This is a genomic window from Pseudoalteromonas sp. SR43-3 (assembly GCF_014163875.1).
In the GTDB taxonomy this organism is placed as follows: Bacteria; Pseudomonadota; Gammaproteobacteria; order Enterobacterales; family Alteromonadaceae; genus Pseudoalteromonas; species Pseudoalteromonas distincta.
On sequence record NZ_JACJEC010000021.1, the window covers coordinates 22,577 to 40,091 of the forward strand.

Consider the following 17,515-nt stretch of genomic DNA (forward strand, 5'->3'; position numbering starts at 1 on the left):
TTTATTTACCTGCCTTTGAATCTGGCTGAGGCTCTGAATTAAATGGATATAAAGAAAAGTGCTGACCGGCAATTTTTACGCGGGCTTTTTCATCGCTTTGAATTATTTTAATATCGCTGTCGCTGACTAATTTTTGATACAAAAATAGCATTTCGTCGGCATCGAGATCTGGATAGCTTTCGTCTAAAAATTGCAGCAAGGGCTGCGGCTTTTTGCGTTTTTTATTAAAGCGCTTAGCAAAGCTGGTTTTGACATCGTTGTAGTCAGGAATATTAGGCGTAACAAATGCAGGCACGTCTTGCTGGTCAGGCAATTGGTATTCTTCGTGTTCAAATTCAACCAAGCTTGCTATGTAAGCCACAATATGGCGTTGCTGACCAAGCGAATATCGCTGCGCGTCGCTTACAAAATTTGGCTGCACAGCACTTAGCATATTGTCTACACCACTTTTACGCACCAGCCCAAGTACTTTGGCTGCTTGGCGAGTAATTAAGTTATTACGACGTAGCTCCTCGCGCAGTGGCATAAGCATATCGGCACTTTTACGTAAGCTTTCTCGGCCCATTAAATGCATTTCGAGTATACGGGTACGTAATTGCTCCAGCATACGTTTGTCGTTATACGCTTTACCTGAGCGCTCAATGTGCAGTATTTGCTTACTTATTTGCTCTTCAATGAGGGTAAAACATGCATGAAACTCACCACGAATATCAACCATTTCAAGCATTGGCTCTATGTATTCGTCAAAGGCTTCTATTACCGCTTTATAACGCTTTTGCAGCGATTGCACTGCATTATTTGATTTGGCTTGTTCAACAATATTTAAAATAGCGTTTTCGTTGTGCGTATAGAGCTTCATTATTTTACGCACCCGATCATCCATAATGCGGCTGTAGCGTCGTAAGTCGTCAAAGTCTTCTATTTCGCCAGCGTTATCTAGGCGGTTACCTAAACGAGCAAGGTCCTCTACTAATACGCTAATTTCTTGCGCTAAACCTAAATGCTCTTCTTGCAGTAAAAAAGTAGCAAAATCAGCAATAGCACGATTTATTTCAAGTTGAGAGGATTTAGCCAGTGGAATTAAAATATCTTGGTTTAACAAACGATTTGTTTCTTTATAAATGCGTTCGTTTGACCACGTAGGCTGCTTTTGCTTAATCGCGTTTTGTACGTCTTTTAGGCTAAAGTCAGCCATTTTAAAACGTTTAAATAATAGCTCTAATACACCCCAATGTTCGGTTATGGTGTTTAGCAGCTTTTTAGCTGGGATCATAAGGGGTTACAACATCCTAGTATTTTATTATTGAGTTCTTTTAGAAGACTCATTATTACGTATTTTTAATTAACCTTGTCTGTATATAGTATTCGTTTTTAAGACCATTTAATAATAGTTTTTGCATAGAGGCAGTGCTAAAATTCGCGCCGAAAATAGGCACATGAAATGGAATGTTATTTGTGTGTTCTTTAAAACTATATCAAAGGTTGTTTAACTACCATGGTTTCCTCTATTATTCTAACCCTGATAGCGATTGCATTTTTACTGATCGTTATAGAAGATATAATCCATGTAAATAAAGCTAAAACCACGCTGTTTTTTGGTACGCTTTGCTGGATTCTTCTTTTTATATACCCCCTACACGGGCAAAGCCCCGATACGATTCAACATCTTTTAAATGAAAATATTTTAGAAATTGCCTCGCTATGGCTATTTTTAATGGCTGCAATGACCTTTGTCGCGTATTTAAATTCAAAGGGGTTTATAGAAAATATTGTGCACCGTGTTATGCCAAAAAGTATTAGCGAAAAAAAGCTCATGTTTTTGGTGGGTGGTTTTGCGTTTTTGTTTTCGTCGATTTCAGATAACGTAACAGCGACGCTTATATCGCTTGCGGTTGTTATGTCGTTAAAGCTTGAACCTAAAAAACTCATTAAATACGCCACGCTTATTGTGTTTGGAGTTAACTCAGGTGGGGTATCGCTAATAACAGGTGACGTAACCACACTAATGATATTTTTAGATGGCAAAGTAACCATTGCTCATTTATTACTACTTATAGCGCCAGCACTTGCAAGCGTTATGCTGCTTGCCGCGTTACTGTCTATAGGTATGAAAGGGCGTGTTGAGTTTGCTAGTGCAGGTAACACCCGCATTGAAAAAACCGACATAACCATTGCTGTTATATTTTTATCTACCGTAGTGAGCACACTTACGTTGAGTGTAATTTACAGCGTACCGCCTTTATTAACCTTTTTGTTTGGCTTATCAGTGATGTTTTTAGTGGCGCAATTTTTAATGCGCAAAAAAGACATAAACAAAGACATAATCGATTTTGTTCGCGATATAGAATACGACACATTATTGTTTTTTGTAGGTGTACTTTTACTTGTAGGCGCACTTAAAGAAATTGGTATGTTGAGTAAATTTACCGACCTATACACGGTAATGGCACCAGAATACGCAAACTACTTAATGGGCATATTATCAGCTGGGGTCGATAACGTACCGCTTACCGCTGCATTATTAAAAGCCAATATAGTAATGAGCCAACAACATTGGTTGTCGTTTACGTATGCAACGGGTGTGGGTGGTTCAATGCTTATTATTGGTTCGGCTGCGGGCATTATTGCCATGAGTAAAGTTAAAGCGCTTACCTTTATGAGCTACTTGCGTTTATCGCTGCATTTATTAATTTGTTACACGGTTGGATATGCGGGCTCGTATTACATGGGCAGTTTTATTTAACTCATAAATTATTAAATGCTTGACAGCTAGACGTCTAAACGATAACTTTCAAAGCCCCGCTACTTAGTGGGGTTTTGTTTTATTAGCCACTGGTTAATAAAGCATTCAGAAGAGGTGCGATACTTAGGTACTTAATGTTAGGCGACGAAAGCCGATGATCATTAAGGAGGGAAGTACTCGCCGAGGAAAATAATGGTACGTCGTCATTGTTTTTCGGTTTATGGGGCTGAATCCTCAAAACTGTCACCAATATAGGTGGAGAGCTTCTGGCAGTGGACTTATCTTCAAGCATTCCTTTGCCAAGTTCTTCTTGTTTTATTGCGGTTTGGATACCGCGAAAGGAGACTAAATGACTACCCAATCAGTGCCACAAACAGTATCAGGCGCAAAATCAGATTACATCGTTGCCAAATTTGGCGGAACAAGTGTTGCAAATTTTGAAGCGATGAGTCGCTGTAGCGAAATTATTGTTGCAGATAAAAGCGTACGTATTGTTGCCGTGAGCGCCAGTGCCGGCGTAACTAATCACTTAGTTGCACTGTGTAAATCAAGCATTACTTCAAGTGAGCGCCAAGAACACATAAACGGCGTGCTTGCTATTCAACAAACTATTTTAGATGAATTATCGCTAGATGCCGATTTAGCGGTTGGCTTTAACGAAACCCTAAAAGCATTTCAAACATTGGCTCAAGAGCCACTAACAACCGATCAGCAACACGACGAGCTACTTAGCTTTGGTGAGCGTTTATCGTCGTATTTGTTTGCTCAGGTACTGCGTTTACAAGGTTTAAACGCCGATCGCTTTGATGTGCGCAAGGTACTTAAAACCGACAGCCAATTTGGTAAAGCAACGCCCAATGTTGCAGCCACAGCGCAAGCTGCTAAAGAGCATTTAATTCCGTTATTAGACGCTCAAGTAATTGTAACTCAGGGATTTATTGGTAGTGACGAATACGGTCACACCACAACGCTAGGACGTGGTGGTTCTGACTATAGCGCTGCATTACTAGCTGAAGCGATTAACGCTAAAAGTGTGCATATTTGGACCGACGTAGTGGGCATTTTTAGCACCGACCCGCGTTTGTGCGCAAAAGCGACGCCTATTGCACGCTTAAGTTTTGACGAAGCCGCTGAAATGGCAACCTTTGGCGCAAAAGTATTACACCCAGCAACTATTTTACCAGCGAGCCGTAGCCACATTAACGTGTTTGTAGGTTCTAGCCGCGAGCCAGAGCGTGGCGGTACGTGGATTGAGCGCGAAAAATCGCAGCAACCAGGTATACGCGCAGTAACGCAACGTAAAAACCAAATATTGCTTACGCTTAAAAGCCCAGAAATGCTACTAGCAAGCGGCTTTTTAGCACGCGTATTTACACTATTAAGTGAATACAATATATCAGTAGATTTGGTAACTACATCAGAAATCAGTGTGGCTATAACGCTTGATAACGCGCAAAACGCCTCGCGCCCAGAGCTTGATCAAGAATGCCTAGATAAGCTTGCAGAGTTTTGCCATGTTTCGGTAGAAAACAACCTAACATTGGTGGCACTTATTGGCTCTGAGATTCAATTACGCCAACACGAAATGAACTTAATGAGTGTACTAAAAGACTTTAACATTCGATTAATTTGTCACGGTGCTAGTAAGTACAACCTGTGCTTTTTAGTAGAGCAAACTGAGTCAGATAACGTAGTACAGTCTATTCATAGCCGTTTATTAGAAAATGATTTTGCTGCGTAAATAACGGTTATTCAGGAGAATTACCTGGTAAAATCACTTAACAAAATTAATTAATAAAGTCATTTAATAAAAAGCATCGCCAGTCGGTGCTTTTTTTATGCACCACACTCACATCAAAACAAACATTACTGTCACTGCTATCAGCTACAGTAACGCGATTACTGCAAGCACTCAGCTTTGCACTATGTAATTCGTCAAACACATTGGGGCTAAGTAATTTTGCAATAGGGCGGCTGGTGGCTTTAGCAAGTGACTCTTTTAATGTCCAAATTCTAAAAAACGTATCTGCTTGGGCTTGGGTATTAGTAGGCTCGGTGATAAGTGTAATTTCATCATTATGATAAAAATGCTTAGCAAGCTTTTCAAACGGGCGCTTTAGGCTTACTTTTTCAATATCAAAACCAAACTCACTTTTATCAAAATTTAGCGCGACCCCAACTAAACCATGCGAGTGCGAAATACAGGTATTAATAACATCATCACTTACGTGTATTTGCAGCTTTGAGCTTGCCTCGTCAAATTCTGTACTCATTTTATTAAGGGCTACGTGCGCATGTTGCGGCTGCGCTACTTTAATAAGGTGTTTTAACAATAACCGCGTCGCTAAATACTCTTGCTTAGCTTGTGGGCTTTTACGGCGGTTTATAATGCTTAACTCAAACGGGCTTAAGCAATCGGGCAAATTAAAGTCTCTAAGCTCAAGTGTTTTAGCATTAAATAATAAAATACTGTTACTCGCTAAAGACAAATTTGCCAATTGAGTTGAAGTAATACTCAAGGTGTTTTTAAAATAGTGTTCAGTCATAAAAGCCTTAAAGCAAAAGAAGTCGCTGATATTCTGAGCGGTTAACGCCACTAATAAAGGCTGGGTACAATTTTATTACTCAGCTGGCATGAAATATGGTTTAATTCACAATAATCAAAATAATAACAGATTTGTAGATGTATGGCACAAGTGCGTGATGGGTTTCAAAGCCGACTTGGTTTTGTTTTAGCCGCTGCTGGCGCAGCAGTGGGTTTGGGTAATATTTGGGGTTTTCCTACGCAAGCGGCCAACCATGGCGGCGGTGCTTTTTTACTGGTTTATTTTATTGTTATATTTTTACTTGCGCTTCCTGCGCTGTATACCGAACTTTATTTAGGTCACAAAGCACAAGCTAACCCGGTAAAAGCATTGGGCGATGCATGGCAAAACACTAGCCGTAAAGTAGGTGCAGCAGCCGGTTACATAGGCCTTGCGGGCGCAGTTGTTATGCTAAGTTTTTACTCAATAGTGGCAGGGTGGATGCTTTCGTACGCTATTGAACCCATAACCACCTTTTTAGGTTTCACAGGCGCAAGCGAATTTTTACATAGCGACTCAGTGCTGCGTAATTTTGTATTTACGCCGCTTATGCTTATTTTAACTGCCAGTATTATTTTAAAAGGGGTTAAATCGGGAATCGAAACTTGGTCGCGCCGTTTAATGCCACTGCTACTCGTATTGCTTGTTGGTTTAATTACCTACATTGCAACACTTGATGGCGCAAGCGAAGGCTTTGCCGCGTATTTAATTCCTGATTTTAGCCAAATACTCGACCCTAATTTAATTATTGCCGCAATGGGGCAAGCGTTCTTTTCGCTCTCACTAGGTGTGGGCTGTATGATGATTTACGGCTCGTATTTACAGCCAGATGCTAATTTACCAAAGCTCACCGCCGGTGTTGCACTACTTGATACTGGCGTTGCTTTTTTAGCGGGATTACTCATTATTCCTGCTATTTATGTGGCGCAGCACAACGGTGTTGAAGTATTTAGTGGTGGTAAACTGATTGGTGAAGGGCAGCTAATTTTTGCTATTTTACCTGAGCTATTTAGCACCATGGGCGAAATTGGCTTATTAGTTGGTTTATTGTTTTTTGTATTAATGTCTATCGCATCGGTTACGTCAACTATATCGACGACTGAAATTCCGGTAGCGTTTTTAGTCGAAAACCACAACGTTAGTCGCACCAAAGCAACATGGGCCGTTAGCGCCGTTGTACTTGTGTGTGCAAGCGCAATTATACTAAATTTTGATTGGTTATTTGGCTTAGTTATTATGCTATTTACTCAATATCAATTGCCGCTTATGGGCTTGTTTTACTTTATTACGGTAGGTTGGATGTGGCAGCGTGGTAATAAATTACACCAAGCAACAACAGGCGTACATTACTGGTTTGCTCAGTATATTCGTTTTGTTTGCCCAATATTAATGACCTTGGTATTTGCAAACGTTGCCTTTGGTTAATTTTATCTAAGCCCTAAAATAAATTAATAAAGCGAAGTGAGTTTAAAACGCACTTCGCTTTTTTTGTGCCTGTTATTTAGGTATAGCCAAGAACTTTATAAAACCTCATTAGTCAGAGGCCTACCTTCACTTACTTCAAACGCGCTAAGCAGGGTTGTGTTTGCTATTTCGGTGAGTGCTTCTTGTGTAAAAAAGCCCTGATGCCCCGTTACTAATACATTTTTAAAGCTCACTAAGCGCGAAAATATATCGTCTTGGTTTATTTCGTCACTGTGGTTTTTAAAAAATAGCTCCGACTCTTGCTCGTAAACGTCGAGCCCTAAATACCCTAATTTTTTAGTTTTAAGTGCATTAATGCACGCTTTGCTGTTAAGCAGTGCCCCGCGAGAGGTGTTAATAAGCATAACGCCAGTTTTCATTTTACTAAATGCCTCATCATCTATTAAATGATGAGTTTGTTCCGTTAATGGGCAATGCAAAGAAATTACATCGCTTTGGCTAAGTAAGGTGTCTATATCGGTAATTGTATAATTGCCAGGTTGCGCGTATGGGTCGCACACTAATACTTTAGCGCCAAAGCCATTTAAAATGTTACACAGCGCAAGGCCAATTTTACCGCAACCTACAATACCCACGGTTTTATTGTGCAAGTTAAAACCAAGCAATCCGTTTAAATCAAAATTGTCTTCGCGTACGCGGTTATACGCTTTATGCGTTTTGCGGCTAAGTGTTAGCATAAGCGCTATACAGTGCTCAGCTACGGCTTCTGGGCTGTAAGCCGGTACGCGTAATACTTTAATTTTATGTGCTTTTGCAGCAGGTAAATCAACGTTATTAAATCCTGCACAACGCAGCAAAATAGTATTTATGCCTTGGCTTGCCAGTTGTTCAATAACAGCGGCGTTTACGGTGTCGTTTACAAATACGCATATGGCATCAAACCCATTTGCTAAAATAGCCGTTTGTTCGCTCAGGGCTTGCTCAAAATACGCTATTTTTATATCACGATGATCGCGTGTACTTTGTTCAAAAAAAGGCAGTTCGTACTTTTGAGTACTAAAAAAAGCAATGTTCATGGTGATAGCCTCGACGCTTAATAAGTATCAATACAATAAACTACTTTATAAACCTGTGCTTTAGTAACACGCATTTTATTGATTTAAATTAAGCCTTAGCTGGCGTAAACAAAGGTATTTTTGATGCTACCTTTTTACCACCTCTTGCAGCGCTTAACTTTGCAGCTTGCAGTAAGTTGCTTTCTATTACTTGTTTAAGTGTTTCGGGCTTAGTACGCGGTGCATAACGTGCAACAAGTTGCCCTTGTGAATTAATTAAAAACTTAGTGAAATTCCATTTAATTGCGCGGTTTTGCGAAATACCCCGCGTATGCGATTTTAAATAATTAAACAACGGGTGTGTTTCTGGCCCATTTACCATTACCTTGCCAAATACCTCAAACGAGATATTAAATTGATCTTGGTAAAAGTCTTTTATGGCTAAATTATCGAGCGGCTCATTTTGGCCAAACTGGTTACACGGAAACGCTAGCACAGTAAAACCATTGCTTTTGTATTGCTGGTAGAGCTTTTCGAGTGCGTTTAATTGCACCGAAAAATTACACTTACTCGCTGTATTAACAATAAGGACGGTTTTGCCCTGTAACTGGCTAAGAGGAAAATTTTCGCTGTTATAAAGTGGTGCATTAAATTGATAAATACTGTCCATAGGTTACCTACTTACCTTTCCCGTTAAGGAAATTTTATAAAGACTTTCATTCGCTTTTTTATCGACCGGTTGACATAATCGAGGTCTAGTTTCTAAGTTATCAGTTAAATAGGTCATTTTTATGTCAATGAAAGTCGCATTTATAGGTTTAGGCGTAATGGGTTACCCAATGGCGGGGCATTTAGCAAAAGCAGGGCACAGCGTATGCGTTTATAACCGCACTCAAGCTAAAGCTCAAACGTGGACTGCAGAACATTCAGGAAGCTTTGTACCAACCCCGCGCGAAGCTGCCAACAATGCCGACATCGTATTTATGTGTGTTGGTAACGATGACGATTTACGCTCAGTTGTGTATGGCGAAGATGGCGTGTTAGCCGGCATGTTGCCGCACACTGTTTTGGTTGATCACACCACAACCTCTGCCGAAGTAGCCCGCGAAGTGGCTGCAAAAGCGGCTCAGCAAAATATCGACTTTATAGATGCGCCTGTATCGGGCGGACAAGCTGGCGCCGAAAACGGCGTATTAACGGTTATGGCGGGTGGTAGTGAAGCTGTATTTGCTAAAGTGCAGCCAGTTATGGCGGCGTTTAGTCGTTTTAGCCAATTACTAGGCGGCGTTGGCTCGGGACAACTTTGTAAAATGGTTAATCAAATTTGTATTGCTGGTGTAGTGCAAGGTTTAGCCGAAGGCTTACATTTTGCCAAGCAAGCTGGGCTTGATGGCGAAAAAGTTATAGAAACCATTTCTAAAGGTGCAGCCGGTTCGTGGCAAATGGAAAACCGCTACAAAACAATGTGGGCGGGTGAATACGAGTTTGGTTTTGCCGTAGATTGGATGCGTAAAGATTTAGGCATTGCACTCGATGAAGCTAAAAACAATGGCGCTACTTTACCAATGACCGCAACGGTCGATCAATATTACGCCGACGTACAAGCACTTGGCGGCGGCAGATACGACACCTCAAGCTTACTAGCACGCATTGAAGCGCTACATAAAAAGTAACGCTGTAGACGCGAAGCCCGTAAAGTAATTTATTCACAAAGAGGTTATGAGGCGCTGCGCTTTTAGAGGAAGTAATAGATCTAAAAAATTATTGTTTTTATGTCTTCTCATTTACTCCTCATTCGCTTCTCTTTGTGAAATAGATTTTGCTTTGTTTTAAGTGGTACAGATATTTATAAACAAAAACGCGACGCTTTATTGCTAAAGCGTCGCGTTTTTAATGCGTTATACAAACAAAATTACATGCTTTGTGCGTAGTTATACAACGCCTTTAAAATTGTAAGGTTTTTTTCGCTGTCGTCATGTTCATGCGCTAGGTTTTCAAGGGTGATCATAAAATCTTGCGCGTTAATCGATGGTTGATCTTCGCCGTGCATTAGCTTGTTTTGGCAATACTGGCGCCATTGATCAAGCTCTTGCTGGTTTAGCGTTTCTGGCCAGTTACGGGCGCGGTATCTAAATAACAACGTATTAAACTTTTTATCTTCAAAGTCTAAATTCAACCCTGCTAATTCATCTGGTTTTGCATCACGAATAATCGCAAACTTAGCTTTATCGGCATGGCTTGTAAACCCATCGTAAAGTAGGTAGTCAACGTTAGTAGTTGCGCTGTAATCGCCTTGCTCGTTAAACACTTCGGTTACTTTATCGCGAAGGTCGGTATTGGCTTTTAAAATAGCTAAGTTAGCTAAGCACTGCTCGCGGTTAATCCCTAGGCGGGCGGCGTTTTCAGGCAATAACGTTTTAGCTGGGGCTAAAATAGGGCACTTGTTTAAATGCACTAGTTTTAAGCCAACAGGTAATTCACCCTCGGCTAAATCAACACGTTTGGTGTATAAACGTTTGCGTAACTCTTCTACGTTTAAATCAATGAGTACTTGCGGGTTTTGGGTTAAATCAAAACAAATAACCGCGTTTTTATTTACCGGATGAAAGCTCATTGGTGCAACCCAGCTTGTACAGCCTTGTGTTGCAGGTATGCGCGACGTGGTATGCACCAGCGGCGTCATGTTAAATACATCAACTAATTCAGCGAGCGCTTTTTTGCCACGCAAACCAAAAAAGAAGTTATACAGCTTTGGCTGTTTTTCTTTTATTAGTTTAGCCAGTGCAATAGTGGCGGTTACGTCGCTTAGCGCATCGTGCGCTGCGGCGTGTTCAATACCATTAGCTACGGTTAAATGCTCTAGCTTAAAGCTTGGGCTGCCGTCTTCTTTTAACGGCCATTCAATCCCTTCAGGGCGCAGCGCGTAACAAGCACGTACTAAATCAATAATATCCCATCGGCTATTGTTATTTTTATATTCGCGCTCGTATGGGTCGTAAAAGTTACGGTAAAAGCTATAACGGCTTACTTCGTCATCAAACCGAATACTGTTATAACCGGCAACACAGGTGTTTGGCACGCTAAATTCGGCATGAATTTTTGCTATAAACTCAGCTTCAACCAGGCCTTTTTTCATCGCCACTTGTGGTGTAATACCCGTAATTAAACACGCCTCAGGGTGAGGCAAGTAATCCGCTTGCGGCTTACAATATTCAATAAGCGGCTCGCCAATAATATTTAAATCAAGATCGGTACGAATACCAGCAAACTGGCTCGGCTTATCCTTTTGAGGGCTCGCCCCCCAAGTCTCATAGTCGTGCCAATAGATTGTTGCTTGATTTTGCTCTTGATATGCCATGCTGAAAACCCTGAGTAGTTAACTTAAAAACGCCTAAATACGCGCCAAGTTACTAAAATAATGAATTATTTAGATTATGGCATATGGACGAGGGAGTTTATAGGTTTGGGTGAGAAATGATATTTGTAGAATTTTCTTTAAAGAGTGAAGTCAAGGCTTTCTAATAATTTAGAAAGCCATAAAGCTACTTCCTAGGCAAACTACTTTAATAATATGCAATAAAAATGAGTACAACAGAAGGCAATGCCATTAGATCAGTTTTAAATAAGTTAGCATGAATGGACGCAGCGATTAGGCATCATATTTATAATGAAAATTTTTATCCAGTTCCCTTCCATCAATGTTTTTTAACATTTATGACTACCTTTGAATTTATAATGTTGAAGTGAAAACATGAAATCAAGTAGCTTATACAAACTTAGATCATCTTTGTTTACAGTGGCAAGCCAAAAAGTCTTTTTTTAGTGGTCAGGTTAACTATTTATAATTAATTTATTAGGGAAGATGAATTAATTCATCTTCAGAAAAATGCATTCGTTGGATATCTAGATAAACTTCATTTACCTCACGCCTAAACTTTTTAAAGTCCCTGCTAATATCTTCCATTTGATAGGTAGCAAGCATCAAAGAAAAATCTTTAACTTTACTCCTATTTACCCTAATAACACTTGCACAAACAAGCATTTTTTCTTTTGCGGTATCTAATTCTAAATAAAAAGCTTCATAATTTTTTTTATGTTTTGCTAGTTCATCTTGCTTTGCATCTAAGGTTAACTGAATACGGTTTAATCCCTCAGCATTAAGCTCGCGCATAAAAAATTTTATTCTTTCAAGTTCAGCCAAAATTTTCAGTTCAATCTTCGTAGGGTTTAAAGCGTTAACTTTCAATAGGAAGTATTGATAAAAAGACTTAGAGAATTCAGCATGGTTCTCTAAGTCTTTTTGACGAAGCCATTGATTTCTAGTCTTAAAAGCAATAATAAAAAGCCCTATTGTGCAAAAAGCTACTATCCAATCAGGGGCCGGTTGTTCCTTAATGCTGATATCAATATTAATTTGAGGAGACGCTGTACCAGCAATAAGACCAGCGATAAATACAAGGCTAATCACTCTAAAGTAAAACCAATTACTTCTTGCTAAAAAAAAATTCGATGTATTCATTAATACTCCATTCTAGCTTATTTCTTGAGTGAACTAAGTAGCTTACCAATTTGATCCATGCCGTCAAAGGTGCTTGGTAGGTTTTCAGCATCACTGATAATCCCAATAAAAATAAGATTCTCAAATTTATCAAGGATATTCATATCATCGTTTGCTCTTATTTCTTTTGAATATTCAGCGTATTTTTGAATAAATTGGCAAAGTGTTTTTCTCAACTCAATTTGTAATATTTGCGCTTTTACTGATTTATAATTTTGTAATATTACTCTAAAAAAATATATAAAAATGATTTCTAAAGAAATAATCGGTAGCAGTTTAGCTAAATGAGTTAAGGGTTCTTTACTTTGTGTAATATTTTCAGGTAGCCAGTTAAAAATACTGCAAAGCAGTGGAATTGTAATTAGAACACCCATTCCTAATAACCCTGAAAATAGATTTTTAGCTTCAATACTTTTAGCTTTGGCTAAGTCATTAAAGCCCTTATAAAGACCTACAAAATTAAATGCATCGGCTTGCTGCTCTAAAATATTTTTTAAATCATTTACCTTAGTTTCTCTTTGCTCAAGTAATGAGTGGTGCTTAATTAAGTCTTCTTTAACGGATTTTGACTGGTTTTCAAGATCTTGAAGAGTATTTTTTGCTTTATTATGTTCTTCTTGAAATGAGGAAAATAGATTAATTTCCTTAGAATGATAAAGATCTTTAGTTATCTCATAAGCACTCGAATATTTGATATTTCTAAGGTATTTCTTAAGACTTTTGCTAACTTCATTATGGTTGATATATGCATCAATATTATCGACTACTTTATTCAAGCGTTCTTCATTTATCGAAAGGTGTTGCGTGTCTGATAGTGAGTTTTTGAAATCTCTTTCACTTAAAAATTTCATCGAATATTTAAAAATTGATTCCAACTTTTCTGAAAGGTCAGGGTCCTTATGGAAAGGAGGTTGTAGCTCTAGTATAGCTTCAACAAATTTCTCCCCAATTTCATTTATACTTAGAATACAATCATTATCCCACTCTTTGGGAGCAGCTTGAATAGCTTGAAAAATGGAAAGAGTGTCGTTTAAGTATAAATTCACAGAAGAATCTTGATTTTGGATTTCGTTCTTGCATGTTATTGCATTTACAACAAAATTTTGCATTGAGAGATTGTTATCCCTTTGTTCAAAAAACATAATTATTCCTTTAATTTATTATTGTTATTAATCGTTTTAAAGTGACTTATCTGTAAATATTATTTTTCCAACCAACGTGCAATCACCATTTATTGGAATTAGTTGAACTGGTCAGTTGGGGTTGGCGGCTTTTAGGAATTTGTGACCGTTTTCGATAATGAGCTGCTTAAATGGAGCTTGGTTGTCGTCCCAGTGTATTACTACGTACAAACCGAGAAAGTACTTTGCTTCAAGGCCTACAAAACCCACATCACGCTTTGGTGCCATATTCACGCATTTTAAACTCTAAAGGCTCTAATTTCATTTGTATTTAATATTACTAGAAACTATACACAAAAGTATCTAACATTGGAGATTATTTTAATAACACTACCCATTTATAACAATGAAACCATTAATAAAAGTTATTATTTATTGCTCACTTTTCATCTCACATAGCGCTTTAGCTGAGCTGGATAAAGTTCAAGTAAATGGCTTTGACGTTGAGTACGAATTAGCTGGTAAAGGAAAGCATACTATTTTACTTGAAGCGGGTGGTTCTGCTGGTTTAAGTGATTGGGATCCGGTTTTTGAATCACTTACCAAGCACGCTAAAGTTATACGGTATTCTCGTATTGGTAATGGCGGCTCTGCACAAATAAAGAAAAACTATAGCTCAGAAGAATATGCAGCTGAGGCTGTGTTATTACTTAAAACACTGAAAATAGAAGAGCCTGTTGTGTATGTTGCGCACTCTTATGGTGCTTATATTGCGCGTGTATTTGCTGCAACATACCCTAATAAGATTAAAGCGTTGATGTTGATTGAGCCTGCATCAGAGCACGATGTAGATATTATGCGCGCGATTGATTTGCCACGCGCTGAAAAAGAAATTGCAGCAATAAAGCTTGATGACATGAAAAATGGCATGTCGAATCAGTATTTAGATTTTTGGGCAAAACGCCCGCTGCCTGATTATCCACAAATTGCTGATATACCCGTGACTGTTATCGCCTCAGTTAAAAAATATAAAAAGCCATCGGTATTATTTTTTACCGACAAAGCGCGTGAAATGTGGGGCGACTTACATTCAAAGTGGGCTAATGCCTTTCCTCAAGGTGAAATAGTTATAACAAATAAAAGTTATCACTACCCGCAAAAAGATGAGCCAGAAATGGTTGTAGCCCAAGTAGTTAAGTTGCTTGAACGCACTAAATAAGGTGTGGGTTTGGTTGCTGATTGTATAAATACCAATTGCCGTAAATTAGTAATTTGGCATTAGACTAAAGTCTATAGGTTAGATTTATTCACTTATTAGGTTTGTTTTAATCGTTTGTAGGTTTTGTGTTAATTCTCTAAAGTTCAGTTGTCGGCAACAAGCACGGCTTAACCAACAGGACTACGACCATGAAAACACTTATCAAAACTATCGCTCTTAGCTCACTACTTACATGTTCAGCTGCTGCAATGGCTGATCAAAGTGATTACAAATTAATGGTTATTGAAACTGCAACAGCGCCGCAGCCACTTGAGCAATCATTTAATAGCTGCGCACTGAATGTTAAGTCAAAAAATTACGCTGAGGCTGAAGCAATTTGTACTAAAGCAATTGCGCTTTTAAAAGACGCAGATGGCCCTAAATTTAAAGTACGCCAACTTACGTCATTCGCATTAAGCAACCGTGGTGTTGCACGTTTAAAAGCGAACAACGACACTGCTGGCCTTGCTGATTTATACGAAGCAAACCAAATGTCTACAAGTACAATGGTATCGCACAATTTAACTCGCGCTAAAGAAGAGCTTTCTTTATAAACACTTTATAAAGTGCTTACCAAAAGCATGTTATAAAATAGCGAGAGTAAAAAAGCCCATGTTAGGGTAATTCCTAACATGGGCTTTTTTGTTTTATTTAACGCGTGAGTTAATACTTTAAATACGTTAACAGAGTAGGGTGTGTATTTATAATTAATATTTTGGGTATGCTTGTTTAGGCTACACGAATATAATGCGAGATAACCGTATAAAAATAATAACCCTTCTGCTTTGCTTGTTTTGAGCAAGGCATCATTAAATAAATATTGAGATTTAAACCATGGCACCAGGAACCAGCCTAAGCGTACTTGAAATAAGTGCGATATTTTTATCAATTACCGCGTTACTCACCTATGTAAACCATCGCTTTATTGGCTTGCCAACAACCATTGGCGTTATGGTTATTTCGATGCTTTTATCTATCGGCGCTATATTTTTGGGCTTTTTAGGGTTTGATGATCTTATAGATTACGAAGTGAGCTTACTCGATCAGTTAGATTTTACTGAAGTTTTGCTCGATGGCATGCTCTCTATGCTGCTGTTTGCTGGGGCGCTACATGTAAATGTTAGCGATTTAAGGCGCTATAAGTTGCCAATAGGTATTTTGGCCTGTGTTGGTACGTTGCTATCAACTGTTATTATTGCTGGTGCGCTTTATTTAGTGCTTCCTTTGCTTGGTTTTGATTTAGCATTAATTTGGTGTTTACTGTTTGGCGCATTAATTTCGCCAACCGATCCGATTGCGGTAATGGGAATTTTACAATCTGCGGGGGCGCCTAAAAGTATTGAAACCGTGATTGCAGGTGAATCGTTGTTTAACGATGGTATAGGCGTGGTTATTTTTGTGCTTTTATTGGGTGTTTTATCAAGTGGTGATATTCCTACAACTTATTATGTAGCACACACGCTGGCGGTTGAAGCCGGTGGCGGTATTGTTTTTGGTTTGGTATTAGGTGGTATTTTATATTACTTACTTAAAAGTATTGATAGTTACCAAGAAGAAGTACTACTTACTTTAGCGGGCGTTATTGGTGGTTATGCACTTGCAAGCCATTGGCATTTGTCAGGCCCACTTGCAATGGTAATGATGGGGTTAATGGTGGGCAATCATGGTCGTAGTATGGCTATGAGCGACAAGACACGCCATTACGTTGATTTATTTTGGGAACTGATTGACGAAATTTTAAATGCCATTTTATTTGTACTCATAGGGCTTGAAGTCGTCATGATTGCATTTTCGAGTAATTTGTTTATTGCTGGTGGCTTAACTATTTTTATCGCGTTACTCGCACGTTTAATTGTTGTGGGTATAACAACCACTACATTTAATAAGCAATTAGAGTTGCCATCTGGTGCGTGGAAAGTTTTAACCTGGGGTGGCTTGCGTGGTGGTATTTCGGTTGCACTGGTATTGCAACTACCTGATGGGAACGAGCGCGATATTTTATTGGCTCTCACTTATGCGGTTGTGGTGTTTTCTATTTTAATTCAGGGTTTGAGTATTGGTAAAGTAGCCAAAACTATCCGTTAAATATAATTTTTTAAAAGGCGTGTGAAATAGCTGTATTTCACACGCTTTTTATTTTTCTTATAAAAAAAAGGGCAATTAAAACGTAAAGCTGAGCTGCACACCGCTGTAAATATGTTCTTGTGCTTCCCAGTAGTCGCCATCTATTTGGCGTGCTCGAGTAAATACTTCTATTTTAAATGGCTTAAAGTGATAACCCGCTCCTATACCTGCGTAACCGTCTATGTCGTTGTTCGATTTTTCTATTTGGTAGGTGTTATCGCCTCTATCGTTTTTAAAGGCGAGTTCGAACAGATCTAAGCCAAGCTCGGCGTATATAAAAAAGTCATTAAAATAACCAAGCTTCATGCCATTGTCCCACGTTATAAATTCTTCTTGCTCGCCTTGTTTATTATCGATTACTGCCGCGCCAATTGCGCTTGTAAAAACAACACCAAAGTTACTGTAATTTTGCTTAACCATCATTTCTACACCTGCAGATGTAATGCTGCTATCGCCATTAAATTCTGATTTTATAAACATACCGGTGTTAGGCATGTCATTACCGAGCAAAAGCCTTGCGTTAGCATTTTGGCTAAATCATAAAAGCGTGCTTAATAAAACAAAAAGAGGAAGTATGTGTTTCAAAAAAGTTAACCCATTAATGATGAAAAGTTACCAGAGCTGTAATTATAAATACATAACTTAG

The 17,515-nt window shown here is 38.8% G+C and carries 16 protein-coding genes and 1 riboswitch; of the genes, 7 read left to right on the forward strand and 9 right to left on the reverse strand.

What is annotated here, in order from left to right:
• Position 1 precedes the first annotated feature (1 nt).
• Positions 2–1,273, reverse strand: a complete 1,272-nt coding sequence (locus H5088_RS17395) for a hypothetical protein (RefSeq protein ID WP_182753951.1) — start codon at positions 1,271–1,273, stop codon at positions 2–4.
• Between the two features lie 222 nt (positions 1,274–1,495).
• On the opposite strand from H5088_RS17395, the gene nhaD reads away from it, so the two are divergent.
• Both nhaD and lysC read left to right on the forward strand, forming a co-directional pair.
• Positions 1,496–2,743, forward strand: coding sequence for a sodium:proton antiporter NhaD (nhaD, locus tag H5088_RS17400; protein ID WP_182753953.1), 1,248 nt, complete (start codon positions 1,496–1,498; stop codon positions 2,741–2,743).
• 101 nt (positions 2,744–2,844) lie between these two features.
• A riboswitch (Lysine riboswitch) is annotated at positions 2,845–3,017 on the forward strand.
• Between the two features lie 75 nt (positions 3,018–3,092).
• Entirely contained in the window at positions 3,093–4,484 is a 1,392-nt protein-coding gene (gene lysC, locus H5088_RS17405) for a lysine-sensitive aspartokinase 3 (RefSeq protein ID WP_182753955.1), read from the forward strand.
• A 46-nt stretch (positions 4,485–4,530) separates the two neighbouring features.
• Here lysC and H5088_RS17410 read toward each other — a convergent pair whose 3' ends face one another.
• On the reverse strand, positions 4,531–5,289 hold the full coding sequence (locus H5088_RS17410; RefSeq protein ID WP_182753957.1) for a 4'-phosphopantetheinyl transferase superfamily protein: 759 nt from the start codon (positions 5,287–5,289) through the stop codon (positions 4,531–4,533).
• A 141-nt stretch (positions 5,290–5,430) separates the two neighbouring features.
• Between H5088_RS17410 and H5088_RS17415 the strand changes: the two genes are divergently transcribed.
• A complete protein-coding gene (locus tag H5088_RS17415) occupies positions 5,431–6,753 on the forward strand; it encodes a sodium-dependent transporter (protein ID WP_182753959.1) in 1,323 nt (440 codons plus the stop codon).
• Between the two features lie 95 nt (positions 6,754–6,848).
• On the opposite strand, the gene H5088_RS17420 is transcribed toward H5088_RS17415, so the two are convergent.
• Positions 6,849–7,829, reverse strand: coding sequence for a 2-hydroxyacid dehydrogenase (locus tag H5088_RS17420; protein ID WP_182753961.1), 981 nt, complete (start codon positions 7,827–7,829; stop codon positions 6,849–6,851).
• 88 nt (positions 7,830–7,917) lie between these two features.
• Complete coding sequence (locus H5088_RS17425; protein ID WP_024595202.1) at positions 7,918–8,478, reverse strand: glutathione peroxidase; 561 nt, start codon at positions 8,476–8,478, stop codon at positions 7,918–7,920.
• A 121-nt stretch (positions 8,479–8,599) separates the two neighbouring features.
• Here H5088_RS17425 and H5088_RS17430 point away from each other — a divergent pair, with 121 nt between their 5' ends.
• Positions 8,600–9,481: an NAD(P)-dependent oxidoreductase gene (locus H5088_RS17430; protein ID WP_182753963.1), complete on the forward strand. Its 882-nt coding sequence runs from the start codon at positions 8,600–8,602 to the stop codon at positions 9,479–9,481.
• Between the two features lie 239 nt (positions 9,482–9,720).
• Here the strand turns inward: H5088_RS17430 and sbcB are convergent, their stop codons facing one another.
• From sbcB to H5088_RS17450, 4 genes are all read right to left on the reverse strand, one after another.
• The gene (sbcB, locus tag H5088_RS17435) at positions 9,721–11,166 is read right to left on the reverse strand and encodes an exodeoxyribonuclease I (protein ID WP_182753965.1); all 1,446 of its coding nucleotides are present in this window, start codon (positions 11,164–11,166) and stop codon (positions 9,721–9,723) included.
• A gap of 495 nt (positions 11,167–11,661) precedes the next feature.
• Entirely contained in the window at positions 11,662–12,327 is a 666-nt protein-coding gene (locus H5088_RS17440; protein ID WP_182753967.1) for a hypothetical protein, read from the reverse strand.
• A 17-nt stretch (positions 12,328–12,344) separates the two neighbouring features.
• The gene (locus tag H5088_RS17445) at positions 12,345–13,508 is read right to left on the reverse strand and encodes a hypothetical protein (RefSeq protein ID WP_182753969.1); all 1,164 of its coding nucleotides are present in this window, start codon (positions 13,506–13,508) and stop codon (positions 12,345–12,347) included.
• Positions 13,509–13,619: 111 nt separating this feature from the next.
• Entirely contained in the window at positions 13,620–13,775 is a 156-nt protein-coding gene (locus H5088_RS17450) for a S24 family peptidase (protein WP_259398137.1), read from the reverse strand.
• 118 nt (positions 13,776–13,893) lie between these two features.
• Here H5088_RS17450 and H5088_RS17455 point away from each other — a divergent pair, with 118 nt between their 5' ends.
• From H5088_RS17455 to H5088_RS17465, 3 genes are all read left to right on the forward strand, one after another.
• A complete protein-coding gene (locus H5088_RS17455) occupies positions 13,894–14,706 on the forward strand; it encodes an alpha/beta fold hydrolase (protein WP_182753971.1) in 813 nt (270 codons plus the stop codon).
• Positions 14,707–14,894: 188 nt separating this feature from the next.
• Positions 14,895–15,299, forward strand: a complete 405-nt coding sequence (locus H5088_RS17460) for a hypothetical protein (protein WP_182753973.1) — start codon at positions 14,895–14,897, stop codon at positions 15,297–15,299.
• Positions 15,300–15,579: 280 nt separating this feature from the next.
• Complete coding sequence (locus H5088_RS17465) at positions 15,580–16,830, forward strand: sodium:proton antiporter (protein ID WP_182753975.1); 1,251 nt, start codon at positions 15,580–15,582, stop codon at positions 16,828–16,830.
• Between the two features lie 75 nt (positions 16,831–16,905).
• Here H5088_RS17465 and H5088_RS17470 read toward each other — a convergent pair whose 3' ends face one another.
• Positions 16,906–17,364 (reverse strand): hypothetical protein, encoded by a 459-nt coding sequence (locus tag H5088_RS17470; protein ID WP_231616293.1) that lies wholly within the window; start codon positions 17,362–17,364, stop codon positions 16,906–16,908.
• Between the last annotated feature and the right edge of the window lie 151 nt (positions 17,365–17,515).